This is a genomic window from Polaromonas sp. (assembly GCF_031411155.1).
Classification (GTDB): domain Bacteria; phylum Pseudomonadota; class Gammaproteobacteria; order Burkholderiales; family Burkholderiaceae_C; genus Polaromonas.
Genome location: NZ_JANOAL010000249.1, coordinates 1 through 21,123 on the forward strand (window position 1 = coordinate 1; position 21,123 = coordinate 21,123).

Sequence of the window (21,123 nt, forward strand, 5' to 3'; positions counted from 1 at the left end):
TGCGCCCGCAATTGTCGCCGTTGTGGGGCTCGTTGCTGTCTATGTTGTTGGAGATATGGCCGGTGCCGCGCGTCAGGTTCAGAAATTCGTTGGTTAAACAAATCTGGCCGCGCGCCGGGTTGCGGTACTCCTGGCGCACGCGGCCACGGCCGTCCGGCTCCATGTTGCTCAGCTCACCCTTGCGCTCGCCCAAAGCCTGCATCACGCCGCCCTGGTGCTGCTCTTCGATGTCGGCGGTCACCAGTTCGATCGGCTCGTGGCGCACGCCGTCCACATCCTTGTAGACGACGCGCGGCTTGGACACGGCCAGCTCGAAGCCTTCGCGGCGCATGTTTTCCAGCAAGATGGTCAGGTGCAGTTCGCCGCGACCCATGACTTCAAAGATGCCTTCCTCGTCGGTTTCCTTGACGCGCAGGGCCACGTTGTGTTGCAGCTCTTTTTGCAGGCGGTCCCAAATCTGGCGACTGGTGACGTACTTGCCCTCGCGGCCGGCCAGCGGGCTGGTGTTGACGCAGAAGTTCATGGTCAGGGTCGGCTCATCGACCTTGAGCATGGGCAGCGGCGCCGGGTTGATCGGGTCGGTGATGGTCACGCCAATGCCGATGTCCGTCAGGCCGTTGATCAGCACGATTTCACCGGGACCGGCGTCCGTGGTCTGCACGCGCTCCAGGCCCTGGAAGGTCAACACCTGGTTGATGCGTCCCTTGACGGCTTTACCATCCGGGCCTTCCATCACCACCACGTCCATCATGGGCTTGATCGTGCCCTGGCTGATGCGGCCGACACCAATGCGTCCCACAAAGGTCGAAAAGTCGAGTGCGGAGATTTGCAGTTGCAGCGGTGCAGCAGGGTCGCCCTGCTGGTGCGGCACGTGTTCCAGGATGGTGTTGAACAGGGCCGACATGTCGGGCCCCCACTGCTCATTCGGCGGGCCCTCTTCCAGCGAAGTCCAGCCGTTGATGCCCGAGGCGTAAACCACCGGAAAATCCAGCTGTTCATCGGTGGCACCGAGCTTGTCGAACAAATCGAAAGCGGCGTTGACCACGTAATCGGGGCGCGCACCGGGCTTGTCGACCTTGTTCACCACCAGGATGGGTTTGAGGCCCAGCGCCAGGGCCTTCTTGGTGACGAAGCGGGTCTGGGGCATCGGGCCTTCCTGGGCATCGATCAGCAGCACCACGCCATCGACCATCGACAGCGCACGCTCCACCTCACCGCCGAAGTCGGCGTGGCCGGGGGTATCGACGATGTTGATGTGCGTGCCCTCCCAGGTCACGGCGCAGTTCTTGGCCAGAATCGTGATGCCACGCTCTTTTTCGATGGCGTTGTTGTCCATCACGGTGTCGACGATTTTTTCGTGCTCGGCAAAGGTGCCGGACTGGCGCAGCAACTGGTCGACCATGGTGGTTTTGCCGTGGTCAACGTGGGCGATGATGGCGATGTTACGGATTTGTTTGTGGCTCATGGTTGGCTTTCAGGAAGACTCGAAACAGATTCAGGGTTAATGTTGGAAAACGTTGAAAGGGGAAACACCGTCGCCCGAAGGCGCGGGGGTAAAACCGGGGGTGGCCTGCAAAATGTCCTGCACTTCAATCGGGCTCAGCAGGCGCTGCGGAATCAGCTCACCGGCCGTGACGTGGGCAGAGCCCAGAAACGCACGGGGATTGCTGCCGTAAACCTGCACCAGCGGCGCATCGGCGCCCCACTGGCCGGGCTCGCCGCGACGGCGCAGGCCGCTTAAAAAGCGCCCCGCATTGTCGGCGTCCAGGCTGATGCTCGGGTAGCCGGCCACCAGCGCCTGCGGCGGCAGCAGACAGGCTTCGCGTTCGGGCTCGCTCATGGCCTCCAGCGCCGCCAGCGTCACGCACTGGCCGGCTTCAAAGCCGCCGGTTTCGAGGCGCCGCAGTGAACCCAGGTGGGCGCCGCAGCCAATCGCCTCGCCAATGTCTTCGCCCAGCGTGCGGATGTAAGTCCCCTTGCTGCAGGTTACTATCATTTTGATAGCTGCAGGCGCCCGTTCGTCCTGGGCCAGAGCCAGATTTAGCTGGTAAATCGTGATGTGGCGGGCGTCCCGTTCCACGTCTTCGCCCTTACGGGCGTATTCGTAGAGCGCCTTGCCGTCTTTTTTCAGCGCCGAGTACATCGGCGGAACCTGCGCCAGCGGGCCGGTAAAGCGCTGCGTCATCATCGCCAGCAGTTCAGGCGTGATCTCGGGCACGGGCCGGGTTTCAATCACGTCGCCTTCGGCATCGCCGGTGCTGGTTTTCTGCCCCAGCAGCAACACCGCTTCATAGGTCTTGTCGGCGTCGAGCTGGATCTGGCTGAACTTGGTGGCGGCGCCAAAGCACAGCGGCAGCACGCCGGTAGCCAACGGGTCCAGCGTGCCGGTGTGACCGGCCTTGCTGGCCCGCAGCAGCCATTTGGCCTTTTGCAGCGCCTGATTGCTCGACAGGCCCAGCGGCTTGTCGAGCAGCAGCACGCCATGCACGGGACGTCGCTGAATCTTCTGGCGGGGACTGGAGGGTGTAGGCATAAGCGTTTCGACAAGCTCAACGCGCGAACGGAACACCCGCTCGCGGTGGGTACCGTTCACCCCGAGCTTGCCAAAGGGGAACGGTACGCTTCAGTCGTCCTGGGCGCGCGAGGAAACCGCCTTGGCAATCAAGGCGTTCATGTCGGCCGCACGTTCGGTGGTGCGGTCAAAATGAAAATGCAGGGTCGGTACCGTGTGCGTCATCAGGCGCTTGAACAGGCCGTTGCGCAGGAAGCCGGCGGCCTGGTTGAGTGCTTCTTCGCACTCTTTCGGGTCGCCCACCAGCACGCTGAAAAACACCTTGGCGTGGGCATAGTCGGGTGTGACTTCAACCGCCTGCACCGTCACCATGCCCACCCGCGGGTCTTTCAGCTCGCGCGCGATCAGTTCCGTCAGATCGCGCTGGATCTGATCGGCAACCCGAAAGCCGCGGTTGGGTGTGGATGATTTTTTACGCATGAAATCCCGTCCGCCCTTACAGCGTACGCGCCACTTCCTTGATTTCGAAGAACTCCAGCACGTCACCCTCTTGAATGTCGTTGTAGTTCTTGATGTTCAGGCCGCACTCGAAGCCTTCCTTGACTTCCTTCGCATCGTCCTTGAAGCGCTTGAGCGAGTCGAGTTCGCCGGTGAAGACGACCACGTTCTGGCGCAACAAGCGCAGGCGGGCGGCGCGGCGAACCACACCGGCAGTGACCATGCAGCCGGCAATCGAGCCGATCTTGCTGACCTTGAACACCTGGCGAATCTCGGCGGTGCCGATGACTTCTTCCTTCTTGTCGGGCGTCAGCATGCCGGACATGGCGGCCTTAAGTTCGTCCACAGCGTCATAAATGATGTTGTAGTAACGAATATCCACGCCGTTGTTCTCGGCCTGCTTGCGTGCCTGCGCGTCAGCGCGGGTGTTGAAGCCAATCAGCACGGCCTTGGAAGCAATCGCCAGGTTGACATCGGATTCGGAGATGCCACCCACACCGGAGTACACCAGCTGGACCTTGACCTCGTCGGTGGACAGCTTGAGCAGCGACTGCGCCAGCGCTTCCTGCGAACCCTGCACATCGGCCTTGATGATGATGGGCAGCATCTTGACTTCGCCGGCATTGATGTCGGAGAACATGTTCTCGAGCTTGGACGCCTGCTGCTTGGCCAGCTTGGTATTGCGGAACTTGCCGGCGCGGTAGGTCGAAATCTCACGGGCGCGGCGCTCATCGAGCATGACAATAAAGTCATCGCCGGCCTGCGGGACTTCCGTCAAGCCCTGGATTTCCACCGGAATCGACGGACCCGCCGTTTTAATGGTTTTTCCGTTCTCGTCGAGCATGGCGCGTACCCGGCCATAGGTTGAACCCGCCAGCACGATGTCGCCGGCCTTGAGCGTTCCGGACTGCACCAGCACGGTCGCCACCGGGCCACGGCCCTTGTCCAGGCGCGCCTCGATCACCAGACCCTTGGCCAGCGCATCCACCGGCGCGCGCAGTTCCAACACCTCGGCCTGCAGCAGCACCTGCTCCAGCAGTTGGTCAATGCCGGCACCGGTGCGGGCAGAAACCGGCACAAACGGTGAATCACCGCCAAACTCTTCCGGCACCACTTCTTCGGTCACCAGTTCGCCCTTGACGCGGTCCAGGTTGGCATCGGCCTTGTCGATCTTGTTGATCGCCACCACGATCGGCACACCGGCTGCCTTGGCATGCTTGATGGCCTCCTTGGTCTGCGGCATCACGCCGTCGTCGGCGGCCACCACCAGAATCACGATGTCAGTGGCTTGCGCGCCACGGGCACGCATGGCGGTGAACGCCTCGTGGCCCGGGGTGTCCAGGAAAGACACCATGCCGCGCGGGGTTTCCACGTGGTAGGCGCCAATGTGCTGGGTAATGCCACCGGCTTCACCGGAGGCCACCTTGGCGCGGCGAATGTAATCGAGCAGCGAGGTCTTGCCATGGTCAACGTGGCCCATGACGGTGACCACCGGTGCGCGCGGCAACGACTCGGCCTGCTGGCCCTGCACGTCGTCATCGGTAAAGGCTTCCGGATCGTCCAGCGCGGCCGTCACGGCCGTATGACCCATTTCTTCCACCACGATCATGGCGGTGTCCTGGTCCAGTGGCTGGTTGATGGTGACCATCTGGCCCAGCTTCATCAGGTGCTTGATCACCTCGGAAGACTTGACGCTCATCTTGTGCGCCAGCTCTCCCACCGTGATGGTTTCTGGCACATGAACCTCGATCACCTTGAATTCGGTCGGCGCCACAAAGCTGGACTCGGAACGTGCGTCGCGGTCATTGTTGCGGCGTCCTCGTGGCCCGCCCCGGAAATTGCCACGGCCAGGCAGTACGGGCGCGCCACGGCTGGGCAGGCCCTTCTTCTTGGCGGCGTCGTCCTTCCAGGTCGAAGACAGGTTTTCTGACTTGACTTCTTTCTTGCCGGCTGCGCCACCGGCCGCAGGCGCGCCTGCAGCAGCAGGCTTGTTGGCTGCGCCGGGCACGACGGCAGGCTTGTGCAACGTGCCCTTGATGGCGGCCTTGGGGTCGACATGAGGTACCAGCACGCGCTTGGGCGCCGACAGCATGGCGCGGATGCCCGCAGCCTCGGCTTCGGCCTTGCGGCGGCGCTCCTGCAGATCCTGCGCCTTGGCGGCGTCGGCCTGGAATTCTGCCGTTGCCTTGGCCTTGGCGGCCGCCTGCACGGCTGCCGCATCGATAGCCTTGCTCGCCGCTTTGGTCGCGGCCTGGGTGGCCTGCTCGGTAGCCGCGGCCTCAGCGGCTTTGGAGGCCTCGGTTGCTTCGGGCTGCACCGCCGCAATGGATTTTGCGCTGGCGGGCTTGGCCTTTTTGACAGCCTCAGCCGCTTCGGCTTCAGCCTGCGCGGTTTTTTCGGCGACCAGGCGCTCTTGTTCGCGCGCGGCCTCTTGGGCGTCCTGCTCGTCACGCAGGCGGCGCTTTTCGGCCAGTTCGGCTTCCTGGCGACGCAGCAATTCGGCGTGACGGCTGGCCTCTTCCTCGCGGCGAATCAGTTCGACATCGTCCACAACAGGTGCCGGTGCAGCGGCCGCGGCTTCGGGCGGGGCTTCTTCGGTGGCCAGATCGGAGCCGTCTTCACGCTTGATGAAGGTGCGCTTCTTGCGGACTTCCACCTGAATGGTGCGGGCCTTGCCGGTGGCGTCTGCCTGTTTGATTTCGCTGGTGGACTTTTTCACCAGCGTGATTTTCTTGCGCTCGGCCGAGACGGTGCCATGGCTGGCCTGCAGGTAGCCAAGCAACTTTTGCTTGTCCGCCTCGGACAGGGAGTCGCCGGCTTGCACCCTGGCGACGCCCGCGCTGGTCAATTGCTCGATCAGGATGGCGGTAGGTTTATTCAATTCAGCTGCGAATTCAGCGACGGTAGTGGTACTGGACATATTTTGTTTTCCTGACTGGCCTCCATGATCATTGCTCTTGGGCCGCTGCGGGTGCAGCAGCGCTGGCAGCGGTGTCAGCTGCCGCGTCATCGGTAAACCAATGGGCGCGAGCGGTCATGATCAGGGCTGTGGCCTCGTCTACAGACTGGCCGGTGATATCGGTGAGTTCGTCCACGGCCAGATCGGCCAGGTCGTCGCGGGTGTGGATGCCCGCCTCTTGGAGCTTTGCCGCCGTTTCGGGCGACAGGCCCTCGACGTCGCGCAGGTTCTGCGATACGCCCTCGGCGTTTTCTTCCTTGGCGATTTCCATCGTCAACAAGGCGTCCTTGGCGCGCGTGCGCAGCTCATTGACAGTGTCTTCATCAAACGATTCGATCTCCAGCATGTCCTGCAGCGGCACATAAGCCACCTCTTCAAGGCTGGTAAAGCCTTCGGAGATCAGGATGTCGGCGATTTCCTCGTCCACATCAAGCTTTTCCATGAAGAGCTTGCGGCTGCTGTCGGTTTCCGTGGCCTGCTTTTCAGCCGACTCGTCGGCCGTCATGATGTTGATCTTCCAGCCCGTCAGCTCGGCCGCCAGGCGCACGTTCTGGCCGCCGCGGCCAATCGAGATGGCGAGGTTTTCCTCGTCCACCACCACGTCCATGGCGTGACGTTCTTCGTCGACCACGATGGATGACACGTTGGCCGGCGCCAGCGCGCCAATTACAAACTGGGCCGGGTCTTCGCTCCACAGCACGATGTCGACGCGTTCGCCGGCCAGCTCGTTGGTGACGCCATTGACGCGGGTACCGCGAACGCCAACGCAGGTGCCAATCGGGTCGACCCGCTTGTCATGCGACAGCACGGCGATCTTGGCGCGCGAACCGGGGTCGCGGGCGCAGGATTTGATCTCCAGCAGGCCCTGCTCGATCTCGGGCACTTCCTGGCGGAACAGTTCAATCATGTATTCGGGGGCAGTGCGCGACAGGATGATGGGTGCGCCGCGCAGGGTGGTGTCGACTTCCATGATCATGGCGCGAACCCGGTCGCCGGAGCGCAGGTTCTCTTTCGGAATCATGTCGCCGCGGCGCAGGCGGCCTTCGACGCGGCCGGACTCGACGATGATGTCGCCCTTGTCCATGCGCTTGACGGTGCCGACAAAAATCTTGTCGCCGCGCGACATGAAGTCGTTGAGCAGCATTTCGCGCTCGGCATCGCGGATTTTCTGCAGGATGACCTGCTTGGCAGCCATCGCGCCAATGCGGCCAATCGGCATGCTTTCGACCGGCTTTTCAATGTAGTCGCCCTCTTCGATGTCGGCGATCTCGTCGCGCGCATCGCTGACAAGCTCTTCGGCCTCGGGGTTTTGCAAACCGGCTTCGTCAGGCACGACCAGCCAGCGGCGGAAGGTTTCGTAGTTGCCGCTGTCGCGGTCCACCGCCACCCGGATGTCCACTTCGCCGGTATAAATCTTTTTGGTCGCTTGCGCGAGCGCGAGCTCCACGGCACCGAAAACCACGTCGCGCTCGACATTTTTCTCGCGCGAGATGGCATCCACCAACATCAACATTTCGCGATTCATTTCACAAGCCTTTCTCTCTAGTCTTTTTAACTAATTTATTGGTTTATTCGTCGGCCTGCACAGCGGCAGCAGAGCCTGTTTTGGGTTTTCGCCCCTTGAAATCAACGACAGGCGCCAGTCGCGCCTGGTGAACTTCGTCCAGCGTGAAGCCCAATGCCTGCAGCGGCGCCGGAACCCGCTTTTTGCTGACCTTCTGGCCGGGTTTGACGGCAGGCTCATCGCTCCAGACAATCTGCCAGGCCGGCACGCCGCCCTGCGGTTCGGCGCGCTCCAGGGTTCCGCGAAATTTCTTGCGGTTGGCCGATACCGCCGAACCGGCGCTGGCCACCACGCCAATCGGCGCCTTGAGGGTGATGTCAATCAGCTCGCCGGCAAAACGCTCAAAATCTTTTTCACTGCGCAGAGGCCTGTCGATGCCGGGCGAGCTGACTTCCAGCCGGGCATACTCGGCGCCTTCGACTTCCAGCACAAACTGCAGCTGGCGGGTGACTTTTTCGCAGTCCTCGGCATTGATGAACTGCTCGGCGCCGGCAACGTAGGGCATGTCGATGGTGACACGCAGCAAACCGCCACCGGTGCGCTCGATTTCCACCAGCTCGTAGCCCAGCCCGGTCACAGTTTGATCAATCGTCTCTTGCAAAGCCATTCAGGTTTTAAATCAGTCTTTAAAAACAAACGCCCAAAAAAAATGGGCGGTGAAAACCCGCCCATTTGGTCGTGAAGTGCGTATTGTAACGTACCCGGCGCCTGGGCGCAAACGATAGTCGTGCCCGATTTTAATGCGAAAGCACCGGAAATGCCCTATGTCAGGTGGGGCGCCACCAGAATGCGGGTGTACGGATGGCGCGGCGCGTCCAGAACCTCGAAAACCGGGCCGGATTCGACCACCTCGCCGTCTTTCATCACCATCACATCGTGGGCCATGGCCCGAATCACGTCCACATCGTGGGTGATCAGCAGAAAACTCAAACCACGCTCATATTGCAAACGTTGCAACAGGCTCAGCACCTGTTTCTGAATGGTTACATCCAGGGCGCTGGTCGGCTCGTCCAGCACCAGCAGGCTGGGGTCGATGATGAGCGCCCGCGCAATCGCCAGCCGCTGGCGCTGTCCGCCCGAGAACTCGTGCGGATAGCGCTGCAGCAGGCCGGGAAACTGTGCTTGCGTCATGCCGACATCGGCCAAGGCCTGAAGCGCGCGCTGCTGCCTGCCGGGCGGGCGCAGCGAAGGCTCATGCACCTGCAGGCCTTCGGCCACGATCTCGCCCACCGTCAGGCGCGGCGACAGCGAGGAGAAAGGGTCCTGAAACACCACCTGCACCATGCGCCGGATCGACTTGTTGCGGGCCGCCTGCAGGCTCCAGGCCTGCCCTGCCGCCTGCAGCTGACCCGAAAAAGGCAGCAAGCCCAGGCAGGCCAGCGCCAGGGTGGACTTGCCGGACCCCGATTCGCCAATCACGCCCAGCGTCTGGCCGGGCGCAATCGTGAAATTGGCCTCCTTCACGGCGACGAATTCGCCGCGCTTGAACCAGCCCTTGAAGCCGGCCAGCGGCACCGGGTAGGACACCCGCAGCTGGCTGGCCTGCATGACCGGCGCGGCCTGCGGGGCGCCAGCCTCGTGAGTCACCACGTCGCGAACCGGTTTGCTGTCGATCAGCTTGCGCGTGTAGGCATGCTGCGGGCTGGCAAACACGGCGGCCACGGCGCCCTGTTCCACGATATGGCCGTTTTCCATGACCGCCACCCGGTCGGCAAAGCGGCGCACCAGATTCAGGTCGTGCGTGATCAGCAGCACGGCCATGCCGTTTTTTTGCTGCAGTTCGCCCAGCAAATCCAGAATCTGGCCGCGCAGGGTCACATCCAGCGCGGTGGTCGGCTCGTCGGCCAGCAGCAGCTTGGGCTGGCAGGCCAGCGCCATGGCGATCATGGCGCGCTGGCGCTGGCCGCCCGAGAGCTGGTGCGGGAACGAGCGGGCGCGCCGTTCGGGCTCGGCAATGCCGGTATCTGCTAGCAATTTGATAGCTGCTCGCGCAGATTCTGCCTGGGCTAGACCCTGTTTTAGCTCCAGAATCTCGGCAATCTGGCGGCCCACGCTGAACAGCGGATTGAGCGCCGTCATCGGCTCCTGAAAAATCATGGCGATGTCGCGGCCGCGGATGCCGCGCAAGGCGTTTTCGGGCAGCGCCAGCAGGTCCACGGCGGTTTTCGACCCTTGCGGCGCATCAAACCGGGCCTGGCCGCTGATGCGGGCGTCTTGCGCCAGCCGCAGCAGACTCAGCGCCGTGACCGTCTTGCCGGAGCCGGACTCGCCTACCAGCGCAAGCTTTTCACCGGCGGCAATGGAAAAATCGATGCCGTGGACGACTTCGTGGCCGCCAAAGGCTATGCTCAAATTTTCGACCTGAAGCAGCGGGCTGCGGGCGGTCATTGCTCGGCCTTCCGGGGGTCGAGCGCATCGCGCAAGGCGTCACCCATGAAAGTCAGCAGCAGCAGGGTCACCACCAGCACGGCAAAGGTCGAGAGCGAAATCCACCAGGCGTCGATATTGGCCTTGCCCTGGCTCAGCAATTCGCCCAAGGAAGGCGTGCCCGGCGGCACGCCCAGGCCCAGAAAATCCAGCGAGGTCAGCGCCAGAATGGCCGCGCTCATGCGAAACGGCAAAAACGTCACCACCGGCGTCAGGCTGTTGGGCAGGATGTGGCGGCTGATGATTTGCCAGTTCGACAGGCCCAGCGCCCTGGCGGCGCGCACATAGTCCAGCTGGCGGTTGCGCAAGAACTCGGCCCGCACATAGTCCGACAGACCCATCCAGCCAAACAGGCTGAGCAGCACCAGCAGCAGCGCCAGGCTGGGTGCAAACACCGCGCTGAAAATAATCAAAAGATACAGCTCGGGCATGGAGCCCCAGATTTCAATGAAACGCTGAAACGCCAGGTCGGTCTTGCCGCCAAAGTAGCCCTGCAGCGCGCCCGTCAGCACGCCCAGCACCACGCCGCAAAAGGTCAGGGCCAGCGCAAACAGCACGCTGACCCGGAAACCATAAATCAGCTGGGCCAGCAGATCGCGGCCGCGGTCGTCGGTGCCGAGCCAGTTGTCGCGTGTGGGACGTGACGGGTTGGGCTCCCTGGCGAAATAGTTCAGCGTCTTCGGGCCATAGGGGTTGGGCGCAAAAATCGCCCAGTTGCTGCCCTGGCGCAGCTTGTCCCGGATAAACGGGTCGAGGTAGTCGGTGCTGGTTTCAAAGTCGCCGCCAAAGACCTTCTCCGGGTAGTCGCGCACCATCGGAAAGTAATAGCTGTTTTCATAGCGCACCAGCAGCGGCCGGTCGCTGGAAAGCACCTCGGCAAACAGGCTGAGCACGACCAGGCCGCAAAACAGCAGCAGGCTCCAGAAGCCAAGCCGGTTGCGCTTGAAGCGCAGCCAGGCGCGCCGGCCAGGCGAGAGATGCACCGCCTCTTTCACCAAGCCGGCGCGCAACGGGCTTGGCCCGGCCGCAGGCGGCGCCCCCTCGGGGAGGCGGCGGCCAGAGGCCGCTTCGGGGGGGCTAGTCAAATTTGACACGAGGGTCCACCCACACATAAGACAGGTCCGACACCAGCTTGGTCACCAGCCCGATCAAGGTAAAAAAGTAAAGCGTTCCCAGCACCACCGGGTAGTCGCGCCGGATCACGCTTTCGTAGCTCAGGAGGCCCAACCCGTCGTGAGAAAAGTGGGTTTCGATCAGCAGCGAACCGGCAAAAAAAGCGCCGATGAACGCCGCCGGAAAGCCGGTGATGATGGGAATCAGCGCATTGCGAAACACATGCTTCCACAGCACCTGACGCTCGGCTAACCCCTTGGCGCGGGCGGTGACCACATACTGCTTGCGGATTTCCTCCAGAAAGGCGTTTTTGGTCAGCATGGCGGTGACGGCAAAGCTGCCCAGCACCATGGCGGTCACCGGCAGCGCAATGTGCCAGAGGTAATCGGTGACCTTGGCGGCCCAGCTCAACTCGTCCCAGTTGTTGGACGTGAGCCCGCGCAGCGGAAACCACTCGAGCTGGCCGCCAAAGATCACCAGCAGCGCCACGCCCAGCACAAAACCCGGAATCGCGTAACCCACCAGTATCAGCAGCGTGGTCAGCAGGTCAAAGCGCGAGCCGGCGCGCACCGCCTTGGCCACGCCCAGCGGCACCGCCACGCCGTAGCTGATGAAAAACGTCCAGAGCCCCAGGCTGATGGAGACCGGCATTTTTTCCTTGATCAGCTGCCAGACATCCTTGTTCTGGAAAAAGCTTTTGCCCAGGTCAAAGCGCGCAAACTGGCCCAGCATCAGCCCAAACCGCACATGGGCCGGCTTGTCAAAGCCGTACAGGGCCTTGATCTGCTCGATGCGCTTGGGGTCGACGCCCTGCGAGCCGCGGTAGCTGAGGCCACCGCCCTCCGCACCGCTGCCGCTGCCGGCCTTCGCCTCGGCCAGGTACTGCTCGACCGGGCCGCCCGGCACGAACTGGATCACGCAAAAGGTGATCAGCAACACGCCGAACAGCGTGGGAATCATCAGCAGCAGGCGTTTGAGGATGTAGGTAAACATGGCAACCTTATCGGGCCCACCAGCTGTCCATGGCCCAGGTTTCGCCCTGGGAATATGGCGGCGTGACGGCCGGCCGCGCCAGCCGTTTGTCATTGAACACCATGCGGTGCGTGCCGGCGGTCCACTGCGGCACCAGGTAGTAGCCGTGGCTGATGACCCGGTCCAGCGCGCGGCAGGCGGGCAGCAGGTCGGCCTTGGTTTTGGCCGCCGTCATGTCGGTCACCAGCGCGTCCACCGCCGGATTGGCCACGCCGGCGTAGTTGCCCGAATCTTCGGTGACGGCGGCCTTGCTGCCAAACAGGTCCGCAAACTCCTGGCCGGGGTTGTGGGTGCCCTGAAAAGCGATCGAGGTGATGTCGAACTCGAACTTTTGCAGCCGCTGCTGGTACAGCGCAAAGTCGACCGGCCGGAAGCTCAGCTCGATGCCCAGTTTTTCGAGGTTGCGCGCCCAGGGCGAGACCACGCGCGCGCCGGTTTCGTTGCTGTCCAGGTACTCCAGCACCATCGCCTCGCCCCTGGCATTGCGCAGCTTGCCATCCTGTATCGTCCAGCCCGCCGCCTGCAGCAAGGCCTGCGCCTGGCGCAGATTGGCGCGCAGGGAGTTTTCGCCGTCGGTGCGCGGCGAAAGCGCCATGGGGCCGAAGGCGGCTGGCGCAATGCTGTTGCGATACGGCGCCATCAACGCGACCTCTTCGGGGCCGGGCGGGCCGCTGGCCTGGCAGTCGGTGTTGCCAAACAGGCCGTTGACGCGCTGGTAGGCGTTGTAAAACATCTGGCGGTTCATCCACTCGAAATCGATCGCCAGGCCCAGCGCCTGCCGCACCCGAATGTCCTTGAGCTTGTCACGCCGCGTATTGAGCACATAGCTCTGAAAGCCCGAGGGCAGGCGGTGCCTGAACTCACCCTTGACCAGTTCACCCGAAGCAAAGCGCTTGCCATTGACGCGGCGCGCCCAGTCGCCGGCCGAGAAAAACCGCATCAGGTCAAACTCGCCGGCCTTCAGCGCTTCCAGCCGCGCCGTGTTGTCGCGGTAAATCTTGACGGTGATGCGGTCAAAGTTGGCCGTGCCGACCCGCACGTTCAGGTCTTTGGCCCAGTAGTTGGGGTCGCGCACATAGGTGATGTCCTTGCCAAAACGCACCGGGCCGATCGTGTAGGGGCCGCTGCCAATCGGGATGTCGGTCACGATCTGGTCGAAGGGCTTGGGTTGGCCGTTTTCAGCGCCCCAGGCTCGGCTGAAGACCGGCAGCCCGCCCACCGTCAGCGGCAGCTCGCGATTGGGCTTCTTGAAGCGGTAACGCAGCCGCCGCGGCTCCAGCACGTCCAGCCCGACCACGTCTTCCAGCGCCGTCTTGAAGCCCGGCGAGCTGAATGGCCCGATCAGCATGTCGTAGCTGTATTTCACATCGGCGGCCAGCACCGGCAGGCCGTCATGAAAGCGCGCCTCCTTGCGCAGCAGGAAGGTCGCGCTCAGCCCATCGGGCGCCACCTCCACCTGCTCGGCCAGCAGCCCGTAGCCGGAGCCGGTTTCGTCCAGCGAGCCCGCCAGCAACGAGTCAAACATCAGGTTTGCCAGGTAGGCCGGCGCATTGCCTTTGATGGTGAAGGGGTTGTATTTGTCGAAGGTGGAGACCCGCAGATTGCTGACCAGGCGCAACTCGCCGCGCTTGGGCGCCTGCGGGTTGACGTAGTCAAAATGCGCAAACCCGGGCGGGTATTTGAGGTCGCCCCAGAGCGCGTAGGCGTAGCCGGCCCAGGCCGAGGGTGCCCCCCACAATGCGCTGCACAGGGCACCGTAAAAAGCGCCGCGCACCACACCACCCATCCACATTCTTCGCATGCGACAATTCTGCATCAACTATCTCGGAAAACATCCATGGGCTTTCTCACCGGCAAAAAACTACTGATCACAGGCGTTTTGTCCAACCGTTCCATTGCCTACGGCATCGCCAAGGCCTGCCACGCACAGGGCGCCGAGCTAGCGTTCAGCTATGTCGGCGAGCGCTTCAAGGACCGCATCGCCGAGTTTGCCGCCGACTTCGGCTCCAGCCTGATTTTTGACTGCGACGTCGGCAGCGACGAGCAGATCGCGCAGATGTTTGCCGACCTGGCCAAAAGCTGGCCCACGTTTGACGGCTTTGTGCACAGCATTGGCTACGCCCCGCGCGAGGCGATTGCCGGCGACTTTCTGGAAGGCCTGTCCCGCGAGGGCTTCAAGATCGCCCACGACATCAGTGCCTACAGCTTTCCGGCCATGGCCAAGGCGGCCCTGCCCTACCTCAACGACAAGTCGGCGCTGCTGACCCTGACCTATCTGGGCGCGGTGCGCACCGTGCCCAACTACAACACCATGGGCCTGGCCAAGGCCAGCCTGGAAGCGTCGGTGCGCTACCTGGCCGAGTCGCTGGGCCCCAAGGGCATGCGCGTCAACGGCATCAGCGCCGGCCCGATCAAGACCCTGGCGGCCAGCGGCATCAAGGGCTTTGGCAAGATCCTGAGCGTGGTGGCCGAGACCTCGCCGATCCGCCGCAACGTCACGATCGAAGACGTGGGCAACGTCGCCGCTTTTTTGCTGAGCGACCTGGCCAGCGGCATGACGGCCGAGATCTGCTACGTCGATGGCGGCTTCAGCCAGGCCGTGGGCGGCATCGCCGAGGCGGGCTGAGGGGGCGTCAGCCCGGGCTAATAGGTCCGCGCGCCCTGAATGGCTCAAAATCGGGTGACGAATCTACCGCCAGCCCTCTAAGGGCGGTCGCAGAGCGCTATTAAAACAGGAGCACTCCGGCTCACGGGCGCGGCCACCGGCCGGTTGCGGCACGTAGGCGATGACCGGCCCCGGAACAGGCAAATGGCTGATTGCCAAACCCGTCTTTGAGGGGATACTGGCTGCTTGCCTGAAGGGCCGAATTTGCTGTTTTACCCCTGCTTGACCGGACACGCCATGAGAACTTCAGCTTCCCGCCGCCGCGCCACGCACTTCACGCTTTTCCTTGCGCTGGCCTGTGCGGCCGCTGGCCGGGCATGGGCGCAGGAGCCGCCCGCCGAGCCCGCCGCCGAAAACGCTGCGCTGGCCGACGCCGCTGAAGCCAGCGCCGAACCCGTCGCACAGCCCCGCAGCAAAGCGCTGCCGGCGCTGGAAATCATTGGCTTTGACTTTCTGCTGAACCGCATCAACCGGCATTACGGCAGCAGTCGCGACGACTACGACGTCAGTGTGGGGTCGATCCGGCGCAACCTGCGCAGCGGCTGGGGCGTGGACGACGACCCGTTCAGGATCAACCAGCTCGGCCATCCCTATCAGGGCTCGATGTACCACGGCTTCGCCCGCTCCGCCGGCTTCAACTACTGGGAGTCGCTGGGCTACACCTTCGCCGGCAGCGCCGCGTGGGAGATCGCCGGCGAGAAAACGCGGCCCTCGCTCAACGACCAGATTTCCTCGGGCGTGGGCGGCACTTTCCTGGGCGAGGCATTGTTTCGCATGTCCAGCCTGCTGCTGGAAAAAGGCGACGACGTTCCGCGCCTCTGGCGCGAAGCCGGCGCAGCGATGATCTCACCGGCCACCGGCTTCAACCGTCTGCTCCAGGGCCGCCGCCTGGACACGATCTTCGCCAGCAACAACCCGGCCTACTACAGCCGCGTGCAGTTCGGCCTGATGGGCACGGCGCAAAATGTTCCGGGCAGCGCGACCCAGCTCAAGCGCAACGAGGCCCAGGCCGACTTCTCGCTGGACTACGGCCTGCCGGGAAAGGACGGCTATCACTACCGCCGCCCCTTCGACTATTTTTCATTCCAGGCCACGGCCTCCAGCGCCAATGTGTTTGAAAACGTCATGACGCGCGGGCTGCTGCTGGGCAATGACTACGAGGCCGGCAAGAACTACCGTGGCCTCTGGGGTCTGTACGGCAGTTACGACTACATCTCGCCGCAGGCGTTCCGCATCTCGAGCACGGCGCTGTCGCTGGGCACCACGGGTCAATGGCGGGCCAGCGATTCGGTGTTGGTGCAGGGTTCGGCCCTGGCTGGCCTGGGCTACGCCGCCGTAAGCACCGTTCGCGGCGCCGGCGAGCGCGACTACCACTACGGCGTGGCACCGCAGGCGCTGCTGAGCCTGCGCGTGATCTTTGGCGACCGCTCCTCGCTGGACTTCACTGGCCGCGAGTATTTTGTCAGTGGCGTGAACAGTGGCGGGCCGAGCGGGCACGACAATATCGTGCGCGCCGACCTCGCCTACACCTGGCGCGTGCACAAGCAGCACGCCATCACCGTCAAGTACCTGTGGAACCGCCGCGATGCCAGCTACCCCGACCTGGGCAACCGCACCCAATCCCGCGGCACGATCGGCCTCTTCTACACGCTGCTGGGCCACGACCGCTTCGGCGCCGTCGATTGGCGCTGAGTGCGGGCCCTCAAACACCCCCAGTTGCTATCATTTTTATAGCATTTCAAGCTTGCAACTATTGGGCCAGGGGCCGAAATGGTGTTCCAGGCATCAAAAAACAGGCGGAATGCTGGCGCCGCGGCGACCGGCAGCCACGACGCCTAGGAAGACCGGCCGTCGAAATGTTCAACGGGAAGGGACGCCAGGTCAATGCCCTCAAGGCAGCGGACATTGACAGCCGCCATGCGGCTGCCGTCCGGCGCCACGCCCTCGCCATAGGGGTGGATGCCGCAGGTGGGGCAAAAGCGGTGCTGGATGACGTGCTTGTTGAACAGGTAGGTGCTGGCATTTTCCTCGGGCGTCAGCAGCCGGAGTTGGTCACGCGGAACAAACCACAGCAACGAGCCCTTGCGCTGGCACATGGAACAGTTGCAGGCCAGCACCTTGCCGGGTTCGCCCTGCACTTCGAACGCGATCTGGCCACAGTGGCAGCTTCCCTGGTAAGTCATGGTGAAAATCCTTTCGGCTACGTGGCAAAAAAAGCGGCGGGTGTTGCGTGTGCCCGATAAAGCAAAAACATGGGGCGGGCTCGGCCTTTCCCTGCGCCAATATACGCCGCTCACGGCTAAAGTTGTCAAGATCTTGCCGCCCCGAAGCGGCCGCCGAATGCTACACTTTTAATAGCTGCCTGCGCACGTTCCTGCTGGGCTACAGGCCAAAATGATTCAAAAAATAGACTTTCCGATGCCGCCATCAACCTGCTCTTCCCGCCCGGGCGCAAGCCTGTTTGTCATCAAGGCGCTGCCGCTGCTGCTGGCCCTGGCTGGCGTTCTTGCCCCGTGGCCTCTGCTGTATGCGGCCCAGCCAGCGCCGCCCCTGATGCTTGCCAAGGTCTATCAGGCCGGCGTCAGCCTGCCCGACTACTGGGTCAGCGAGAAATACGACGGCGTGCGCGGCTACTGGGATGGCGCGCAACTGCTGACGCGAGGCGGTGAACGCATTGCCGCGCCCGCCTGGTTCACCGCGGGCTGGCCCAGGGTGGCGATGGACGGTGAACTCTGGGCTGGCCGCGGCCAGTTTGCCAAGGCTGTGGCCACCGTCCGCCAGCACAGCGCCGATGATGCCGCCTGGCGCGCCATCCGCTTCATGGTGTTTGACCTGCCCGCGCACGGCGGCCCGTTCAGCGAACGCATTCCGGCCCTGAACGGGCTGGTCAGCCGGATTGACCAGCCCTGGGTGCAGGCGGTGGCGCAGCACAAGGTGGCCAGTCACTTGGCGCTGCAGGGCCTGCTGCTGAAAACCGTCAAGCTCGGCGGCGAGGGCCTGATGCTGCACCGCGGTGCGTCGCTTTACAAAGGCGAGCGCAATGACGACCTGCTGAAGCTCAAAACCCATGAAGATACCGAAGCCCGGGTGATTGCGCATATTGCGGGCAAAGGCAAATACGCCGGCAAACTGGGCGCGCTGCTGGTTGAATTGCCGGCCGCCGACGGCCGGCCGGCGCGGCGCTTCAAACTGGGTTCGGGCTTTACCGATGCCGAGCGCGACAGCCCGCCCGCCGTGGGCGCGCTGGTGACTTTTCGCTTTCGCGGCATGACGGACAGCGGCATCCCGCGCTTTGCCAGCTTCATGCGGGTCCGCGACGAGCAGCCCGGCTGAACAAAAGGCGGGTTTAGCGTTTTACGCAGTCCGCGTAATAACGCAGCTTGCCCTTGGCATCCACCTGCTCGACCAGGCCGTGAATGTCGGTCTCAAAGCCCGGGCAGTGGACATTGAACTCGCGGGCAAACTTCAGGTAGTCCACGATTTTTTTGTTGAACACCTCGCCCGGAATGAGCAGCGGAATGCCGGGCGGGTAAGGCGTGACCAGCCCCACCGTGATACGGCCTTCCAGGTGGTCAATCTCCACCCGCTCGGTCGTGCGGTGGGCAATATGGGCGTAGGCATCGCTCGGCTTCATGGCTGGCTTGAGATCGCTCTGGTAGACCTCGGTCGTCAGGCGCGCAATGTCGTACCTGGCATACAGCGCATGAATCTGCTGGCACAGATCGGCCAGGCCCATGCGCTCGTATTTGGGGTACTTCTGGCAAAACTCGGGCAGGATGCGCCACATCGGCGCATTTTTGTCATAGTCGTCCTTGAACTGCTGCAAGGCCGTCAGCAGTGTGTTCCAGCGGCCCTTGGTGATGCCGATGGTGAACATGATGAAGAAGCTGTAAAGGCCGGTTTTCTCGACGATCACGCCGTGCTCGGCCAGAAACTTGGTCACGATGCTGGCCGGAATGCCGGTCTTGGCAAACTTGCCATTGAGGTCAAGGCCGGGCGTGACGATGGTCGACTTGATCGGGTCCAGCATGTTGAAACCGGTCGCCATCTGGCCAAAGCCATGCCAGTTGTTGGCGCCGTTTTTGGCCGTCTTGGCACTGCGCGACTCGCCCTTGATGATCCAGTCCTTGGCCTCGCCAATGCCCTCGTCCACCAGCTTGTCGGGCCCCCAGACCTTGAACCACCAGTCGCTGCCATATTCGTCGTCAATCTTGCGCATGGCCCTGCGAAAGTCGAGCGCCTCGGCAATGCTCTCCTCGACCAGCGCGGTGCCGCCGGGCGGCTCCATCATGGCGGCGGCCACGTCGCAGCTGGCAATGATGCTGTACTGCGGCGAGGTCGAGGTGTGCATCAGGTAGGCCTCGTTGAAGAGGTGCCGGTCGAGCTTGACGTTTTGCGAGTCCTGCACCAGCACATGGCTGGCCTGGCTGATGCCGGCCAGCAGCTTGTGAATCGACTGGGTGGCATAGACCACGGCATTTTTCGGCCGGATGCGGTTCTTGCCCATGGAATGGTAGCTGCCGTAAAACGGGTGAAAGGCGGCGTGCGGCAACCAGGCCTCGTCAAAATGCAGATTGTCGATGTAGCCGTCAAGCATGCCCTTGATGGTTTCGGTGTTGTAGAGCACGCCGTCGTAAGTGGACTGCGTCAGCGTCAACACACGCGGTTTGACCGTTTTCGCATCCACCCCCTTGAGCAGCGGATTCGCGCTGATCTTGGCCTGGATCGCCTCCGGTTCAAATTCGCTTTGCGGAATCGGGCCGATGATGCCGAAATGGTTGCGGGTCGGCTTCAAAAACACCGGGATCGAACCGGTCATGATGATGGCGTGCAGGATCGATTTGTGGCAGTTGCGGTCCACCACCACCACATCGCCGGGCGCCACCGTGTGGTGCCAGACCATCTTGTTGCTGGTCGAGGTGCCATTGGTCACAAAGAAACAGTGGTCGGCGTTGAAGATGCGCGCGGCATTGCGTTCGCTGGCCCCAATGGCGCCGTCATGGTCCAGCAGCTGGCCCAGTTCCTCCACCGCATTGCAAACGTCGGCGCGCAGCATGTTTTCACCAAAAAACTGGTGGAACATCTGGCCGACCGGGCTTTTCAAAAACGCCACACCCCCCGAATGGCCGGGGCAGTGCCAGGAGTAGGAACCATCCTCGGCATAGTCCAGCAGCGCCTTGAAAAACGGCGGCTGCACGCCCTCCAGGTAGCTCTTGGCTTCACGAAGGATGTGGCGCGCCACAAACTCCGGCGTGTCCTCGAACATGTGAATGAAGCCATGCAGCTCGCGCAGGATGTCATTCGGGATGTGGCGCGAGGTCTTGGTTTCGCCGTAGACATAAATCGGCACGTCAAGATTCTTGCGCCGCACTTCCTCGATGAAGTTGCGCAGGTCCAGCACGGCCGGGTCCAGATCCGGGCCGGGCGTGAACTCTTCGTCGTCGATGGACAAAATAAAGGCGCTGGCGCGGCTTTGCTGCTGGGCAAACTGCGACAGGTCACCGTAGCTCGTCACCCCCAGCACCTCGAAGCCTTCGCTCTCTATGGCCTGCGCCAGTGCACGAATACCCAGGCCGGAGGTGTTCTCGGAGCGGAAGTCTTCGTCAATGATGACGATGGGAAAGCGAAATTTCATGGCGGGTACGGTTAGTCGAGGAAGCCCCGAACTGACTCAGGGCGTGGAAAACGCTCAAGCGGGCCGAGACAGATTGAGCCCGAACGGATTAACTAAAGACTGCGAAGTGTAAGGAAATATTGTTGCGCCACGCCGCAGGGCGCTTTCCTTGAGGTCTAATGACCCCAAAATGTAGCGCATCACCGACAAAAGGAGGGCACATGAGCGATTCGACCATCTGGTGGCTGCTGGCCGGCGCCGCCGTCGCGGTGGAGCTGGTCACCGGAACATTTTACCTGCTGATGATTACCGTCGGCCTGGTGGCCGGCGCCGTTGCCGCCCACCTGGGCCTGGCGCTGGTCAGCCAGATGGTGATTGCCGCCGTCATCGGCGGCGGTGCGGTGGCCGTCTGGCACCTGCAGCGCAGCAAGAGCCCGGCGCCCCAGCCGGCCCAGTCCAACCGGGACGTCAACCTGGACATCGGCGAATCGGTGCAGGTGGCGCAATGGAATGCCGACGGCACCGCCACCGTCAAGTTCCGCGGCGCCAACTGGACCGCCGTGCCCGCCAACCCGGCGGAGCCGCACGGCACCGGCAGCTTTCGCATCAAGGAAATGCTGGGCAACCGGCTGGTCATTGAAAAGCTGTAGCCTTGGCTGGAGCGGCCTGAATCGCCTGCTCCCGCAGGCACCCTAATTTGAATCAATGGAGGAACCATGGAAATTGCACTTGTCATTCT

The 21,123-nt window shown here is 62.9% G+C and carries 16 protein-coding genes; 4 read left to right on the forward strand and 12 right to left on the reverse strand.

What is annotated here, in order from left to right; translation table 11 throughout:
* The 10 genes from RMO23_RS15105 to RMO23_RS15150 all read right to left on the reverse strand — a co-directional run.
* On the reverse strand, positions 1-1,465 hold a 1,465-nt coding region (locus tag RMO23_RS15105; protein ID WP_309683216.1), incomplete at its 3' end, for a GTP-binding protein.
* A 36-nt stretch (positions 1,466-1,501) separates the two neighbouring features.
* The gene (gene truB / locus RMO23_RS15110) at positions 1,502-2,533 is read right to left on the reverse strand and encodes a tRNA pseudouridine(55) synthase TruB (RefSeq protein ID WP_309683218.1); all 1,032 of its coding nucleotides are present in this window, start codon (positions 2,531-2,533) and stop codon (positions 1,502-1,504) included.
* A 90-nt stretch (positions 2,534-2,623) separates the two neighbouring features.
* Positions 2,624-2,992 carry a 30S ribosome-binding factor RbfA gene (gene rbfA / locus RMO23_RS15115; RefSeq protein ID WP_309683221.1) on the reverse strand — a complete coding sequence of 123 codons (369 nt, stop codon included), beginning with the start codon at positions 2,990-2,992 and terminating at the stop codon, positions 2,624-2,626.
* Between the two features lie 16 nt (positions 2,993-3,008).
* Positions 3,009-5,930 carry a translation initiation factor IF-2 gene (infB, locus tag RMO23_RS15120; protein ID WP_309683224.1) on the reverse strand — a complete coding sequence of 974 codons (2,922 nt, stop codon included), beginning with the start codon at positions 5,928-5,930 and terminating at the stop codon, positions 3,009-3,011.
* Between the two features lie 28 nt (positions 5,931-5,958).
* Positions 5,959-7,494: a transcription termination factor NusA gene (gene nusA, locus RMO23_RS15125; RefSeq protein WP_309683227.1), complete on the reverse strand. Its 1,536-nt coding sequence runs from the start codon at positions 7,492-7,494 to the stop codon at positions 5,959-5,961.
* A 43-nt stretch (positions 7,495-7,537) separates the two neighbouring features.
* Complete coding sequence (gene rimP, locus RMO23_RS15130; RefSeq protein WP_309683230.1) at positions 7,538-8,140, reverse strand: ribosome maturation factor RimP; 603 nt, start codon at positions 8,138-8,140, stop codon at positions 7,538-7,540.
* A gap of 155 nt (positions 8,141-8,295) precedes the next feature.
* Positions 8,296-9,921, reverse strand: a complete 1,626-nt coding sequence (locus RMO23_RS15135; protein WP_309683232.1) for a dipeptide ABC transporter ATP-binding protein — start codon at positions 9,919-9,921, stop codon at positions 8,296-8,298.
* Complete coding sequence (locus RMO23_RS15140; RefSeq protein WP_309683235.1) at positions 9,918-11,072, reverse strand: ABC transporter permease; 1,155 nt, start codon at positions 11,070-11,072, stop codon at positions 9,918-9,920. Before RMO23_RS15140 ends, RMO23_RS15135 begins: the two co-directional genes overlap by 4 nt.
* Positions 11,038-12,066, reverse strand: coding sequence for an ABC transporter permease subunit (locus RMO23_RS15145; RefSeq protein ID WP_309683238.1), 1,029 nt, complete (start codon positions 12,064-12,066; stop codon positions 11,038-11,040). Before RMO23_RS15145 ends, RMO23_RS15140 begins: the two co-directional genes overlap by 35 nt.
* Before the next feature lie 7 nt (positions 12,067-12,073).
* Entirely contained in the window at positions 12,074-13,906 is a 1,833-nt protein-coding gene (locus tag RMO23_RS15150) for an extracellular solute-binding protein (RefSeq protein WP_309683241.1), read from the reverse strand.
* A 36-nt stretch (positions 13,907-13,942) separates the two neighbouring features.
* Between RMO23_RS15150 and fabI the strand changes: the two genes are divergently transcribed.
* Both fabI and RMO23_RS15160 read left to right on the forward strand, forming a co-directional pair.
* Entirely contained in the window at positions 13,943-14,731 is a 789-nt protein-coding gene (fabI, locus tag RMO23_RS15155) for an enoyl-ACP reductase FabI (RefSeq protein WP_309683244.1), read from the forward strand.
* A gap of 276 nt (positions 14,732-15,007) precedes the next feature.
* Entirely contained in the window at positions 15,008-16,462 is a 1,455-nt protein-coding gene (locus tag RMO23_RS15160) for a DUF3943 domain-containing protein (RefSeq protein WP_309683246.1), read from the forward strand.
* Between the two features lie 143 nt (positions 16,463-16,605).
* Here RMO23_RS15160 and RMO23_RS15165 read toward each other — a convergent pair whose 3' ends face one another.
* On the reverse strand, positions 16,606-16,953 hold the full coding sequence (locus RMO23_RS15165) for a GFA family protein (protein ID WP_309683249.1): 348 nt from the start codon (positions 16,951-16,953) through the stop codon (positions 16,606-16,608).
* Between the two features lie 235 nt (positions 16,954-17,188).
* On the opposite strand from RMO23_RS15165, the gene RMO23_RS15170 reads away from it, so the two are divergent.
* Positions 17,189-18,103: a DNA ligase gene (locus RMO23_RS15170; RefSeq protein ID WP_309683252.1), complete on the forward strand. Its 915-nt coding sequence runs from the start codon at positions 17,189-17,191 to the stop codon at positions 18,101-18,103.
* Positions 18,104-18,116: 13 nt separating this feature from the next.
* Here the strand turns inward: RMO23_RS15170 and RMO23_RS15175 are convergent, their stop codons facing one another.
* Positions 18,117-20,405: an arginine/lysine/ornithine decarboxylase gene (locus RMO23_RS15175; protein ID WP_309683253.1), complete on the reverse strand. Its 2,289-nt coding sequence runs from the start codon at positions 20,403-20,405 to the stop codon at positions 18,117-18,119.
* Between the two features lie 200 nt (positions 20,406-20,605).
* Between RMO23_RS15175 and RMO23_RS15180 the strand changes: the two genes are divergently transcribed.
* Entirely contained in the window at positions 20,606-21,034 is a 429-nt protein-coding gene (locus tag RMO23_RS15180; RefSeq protein ID WP_309683256.1) for an NfeD family protein, read from the forward strand.
* Positions 21,035-21,123: the final 89 nt, after the last annotated feature.

Excerpts from the sequence above, each read along its gene's own strand:
- truB (WP_309683218.1), bottom strand. The coding sequence starts at position 2,533 with ATGCCTACACCCTCCAGTCCCCGCCAGAAGATTCAGCGACGTCCCGTG.
- rbfA (WP_309683221.1), bottom strand. The coding sequence starts at position 2,992 with ATGCGTAAAAAATCATCCACACCCAACCGCGGCTTTCGGGTTGCCGAT.
- infB (WP_309683224.1), bottom strand. The coding sequence starts at position 5,930 with ATGTCCAGTACCACTACCGTCGCTGAATTCGCAGCTGAATTGAATAAA.
- nusA (WP_309683227.1), bottom strand. The coding sequence starts at position 7,494 with ATGAATCGCGAAATGTTGATGTTGGTGGATGCCATCTCGCGCGAGAAA.
- rimP (WP_309683230.1), bottom strand. The coding sequence starts at position 8,140 with ATGGCTTTGCAAGAGACGATTGATCAAACTGTGACCGGGCTGGGCTAC.
- RMO23_RS15135 (WP_309683232.1), bottom strand. The coding sequence starts at position 9,921 with ATGACCGCCCGCAGCCCGCTGCTTCAGGTCGAAAATTTGAGCATAGCC.
- RMO23_RS15140 (WP_309683235.1), bottom strand. The coding sequence starts at position 11,072 with ATGTGTGGGTGGACCCTCGTGTCAAATTTGACTAGCCCCCCCGAAGCG.
- RMO23_RS15145 (WP_309683238.1), bottom strand. The coding sequence starts at position 12,066 with ATGTTTACCTACATCCTCAAACGCCTGCTGCTGATGATTCCCACGCTG.
- RMO23_RS15150 (WP_309683241.1), bottom strand. The coding sequence starts at position 13,906 with ATGCGAAGAATGTGGATGGGTGGTGTGGTGCGCGGCGCTTTTTACGGT.
- fabI (WP_309683244.1), top strand. The coding sequence starts at position 13,943 with ATGGGCTTTCTCACCGGCAAAAAACTACTGATCACAGGCGTTTTGTCC.
- RMO23_RS15160 (WP_309683246.1), top strand. The coding sequence starts at position 15,008 with ATGAGAACTTCAGCTTCCCGCCGCCGCGCCACGCACTTCACGCTTTTC.
- RMO23_RS15165 (WP_309683249.1), bottom strand. The coding sequence starts at position 16,953 with ATGACTTACCAGGGAAGCTGCCACTGTGGCCAGATCGCGTTCGAAGTG.
- RMO23_RS15170 (WP_309683252.1), top strand. The coding sequence starts at position 17,189 with ATGCCGCCATCAACCTGCTCTTCCCGCCCGGGCGCAAGCCTGTTTGTC.
- RMO23_RS15175 (WP_309683253.1), bottom strand. The coding sequence starts at position 20,405 with ATGAAATTTCGCTTTCCCATCGTCATCATTGACGAAGACTTCCGCTCC.
- RMO23_RS15180 (WP_309683256.1), top strand. The coding sequence starts at position 20,606 with ATGAGCGATTCGACCATCTGGTGGCTGCTGGCCGGCGCCGCCGTCGCG.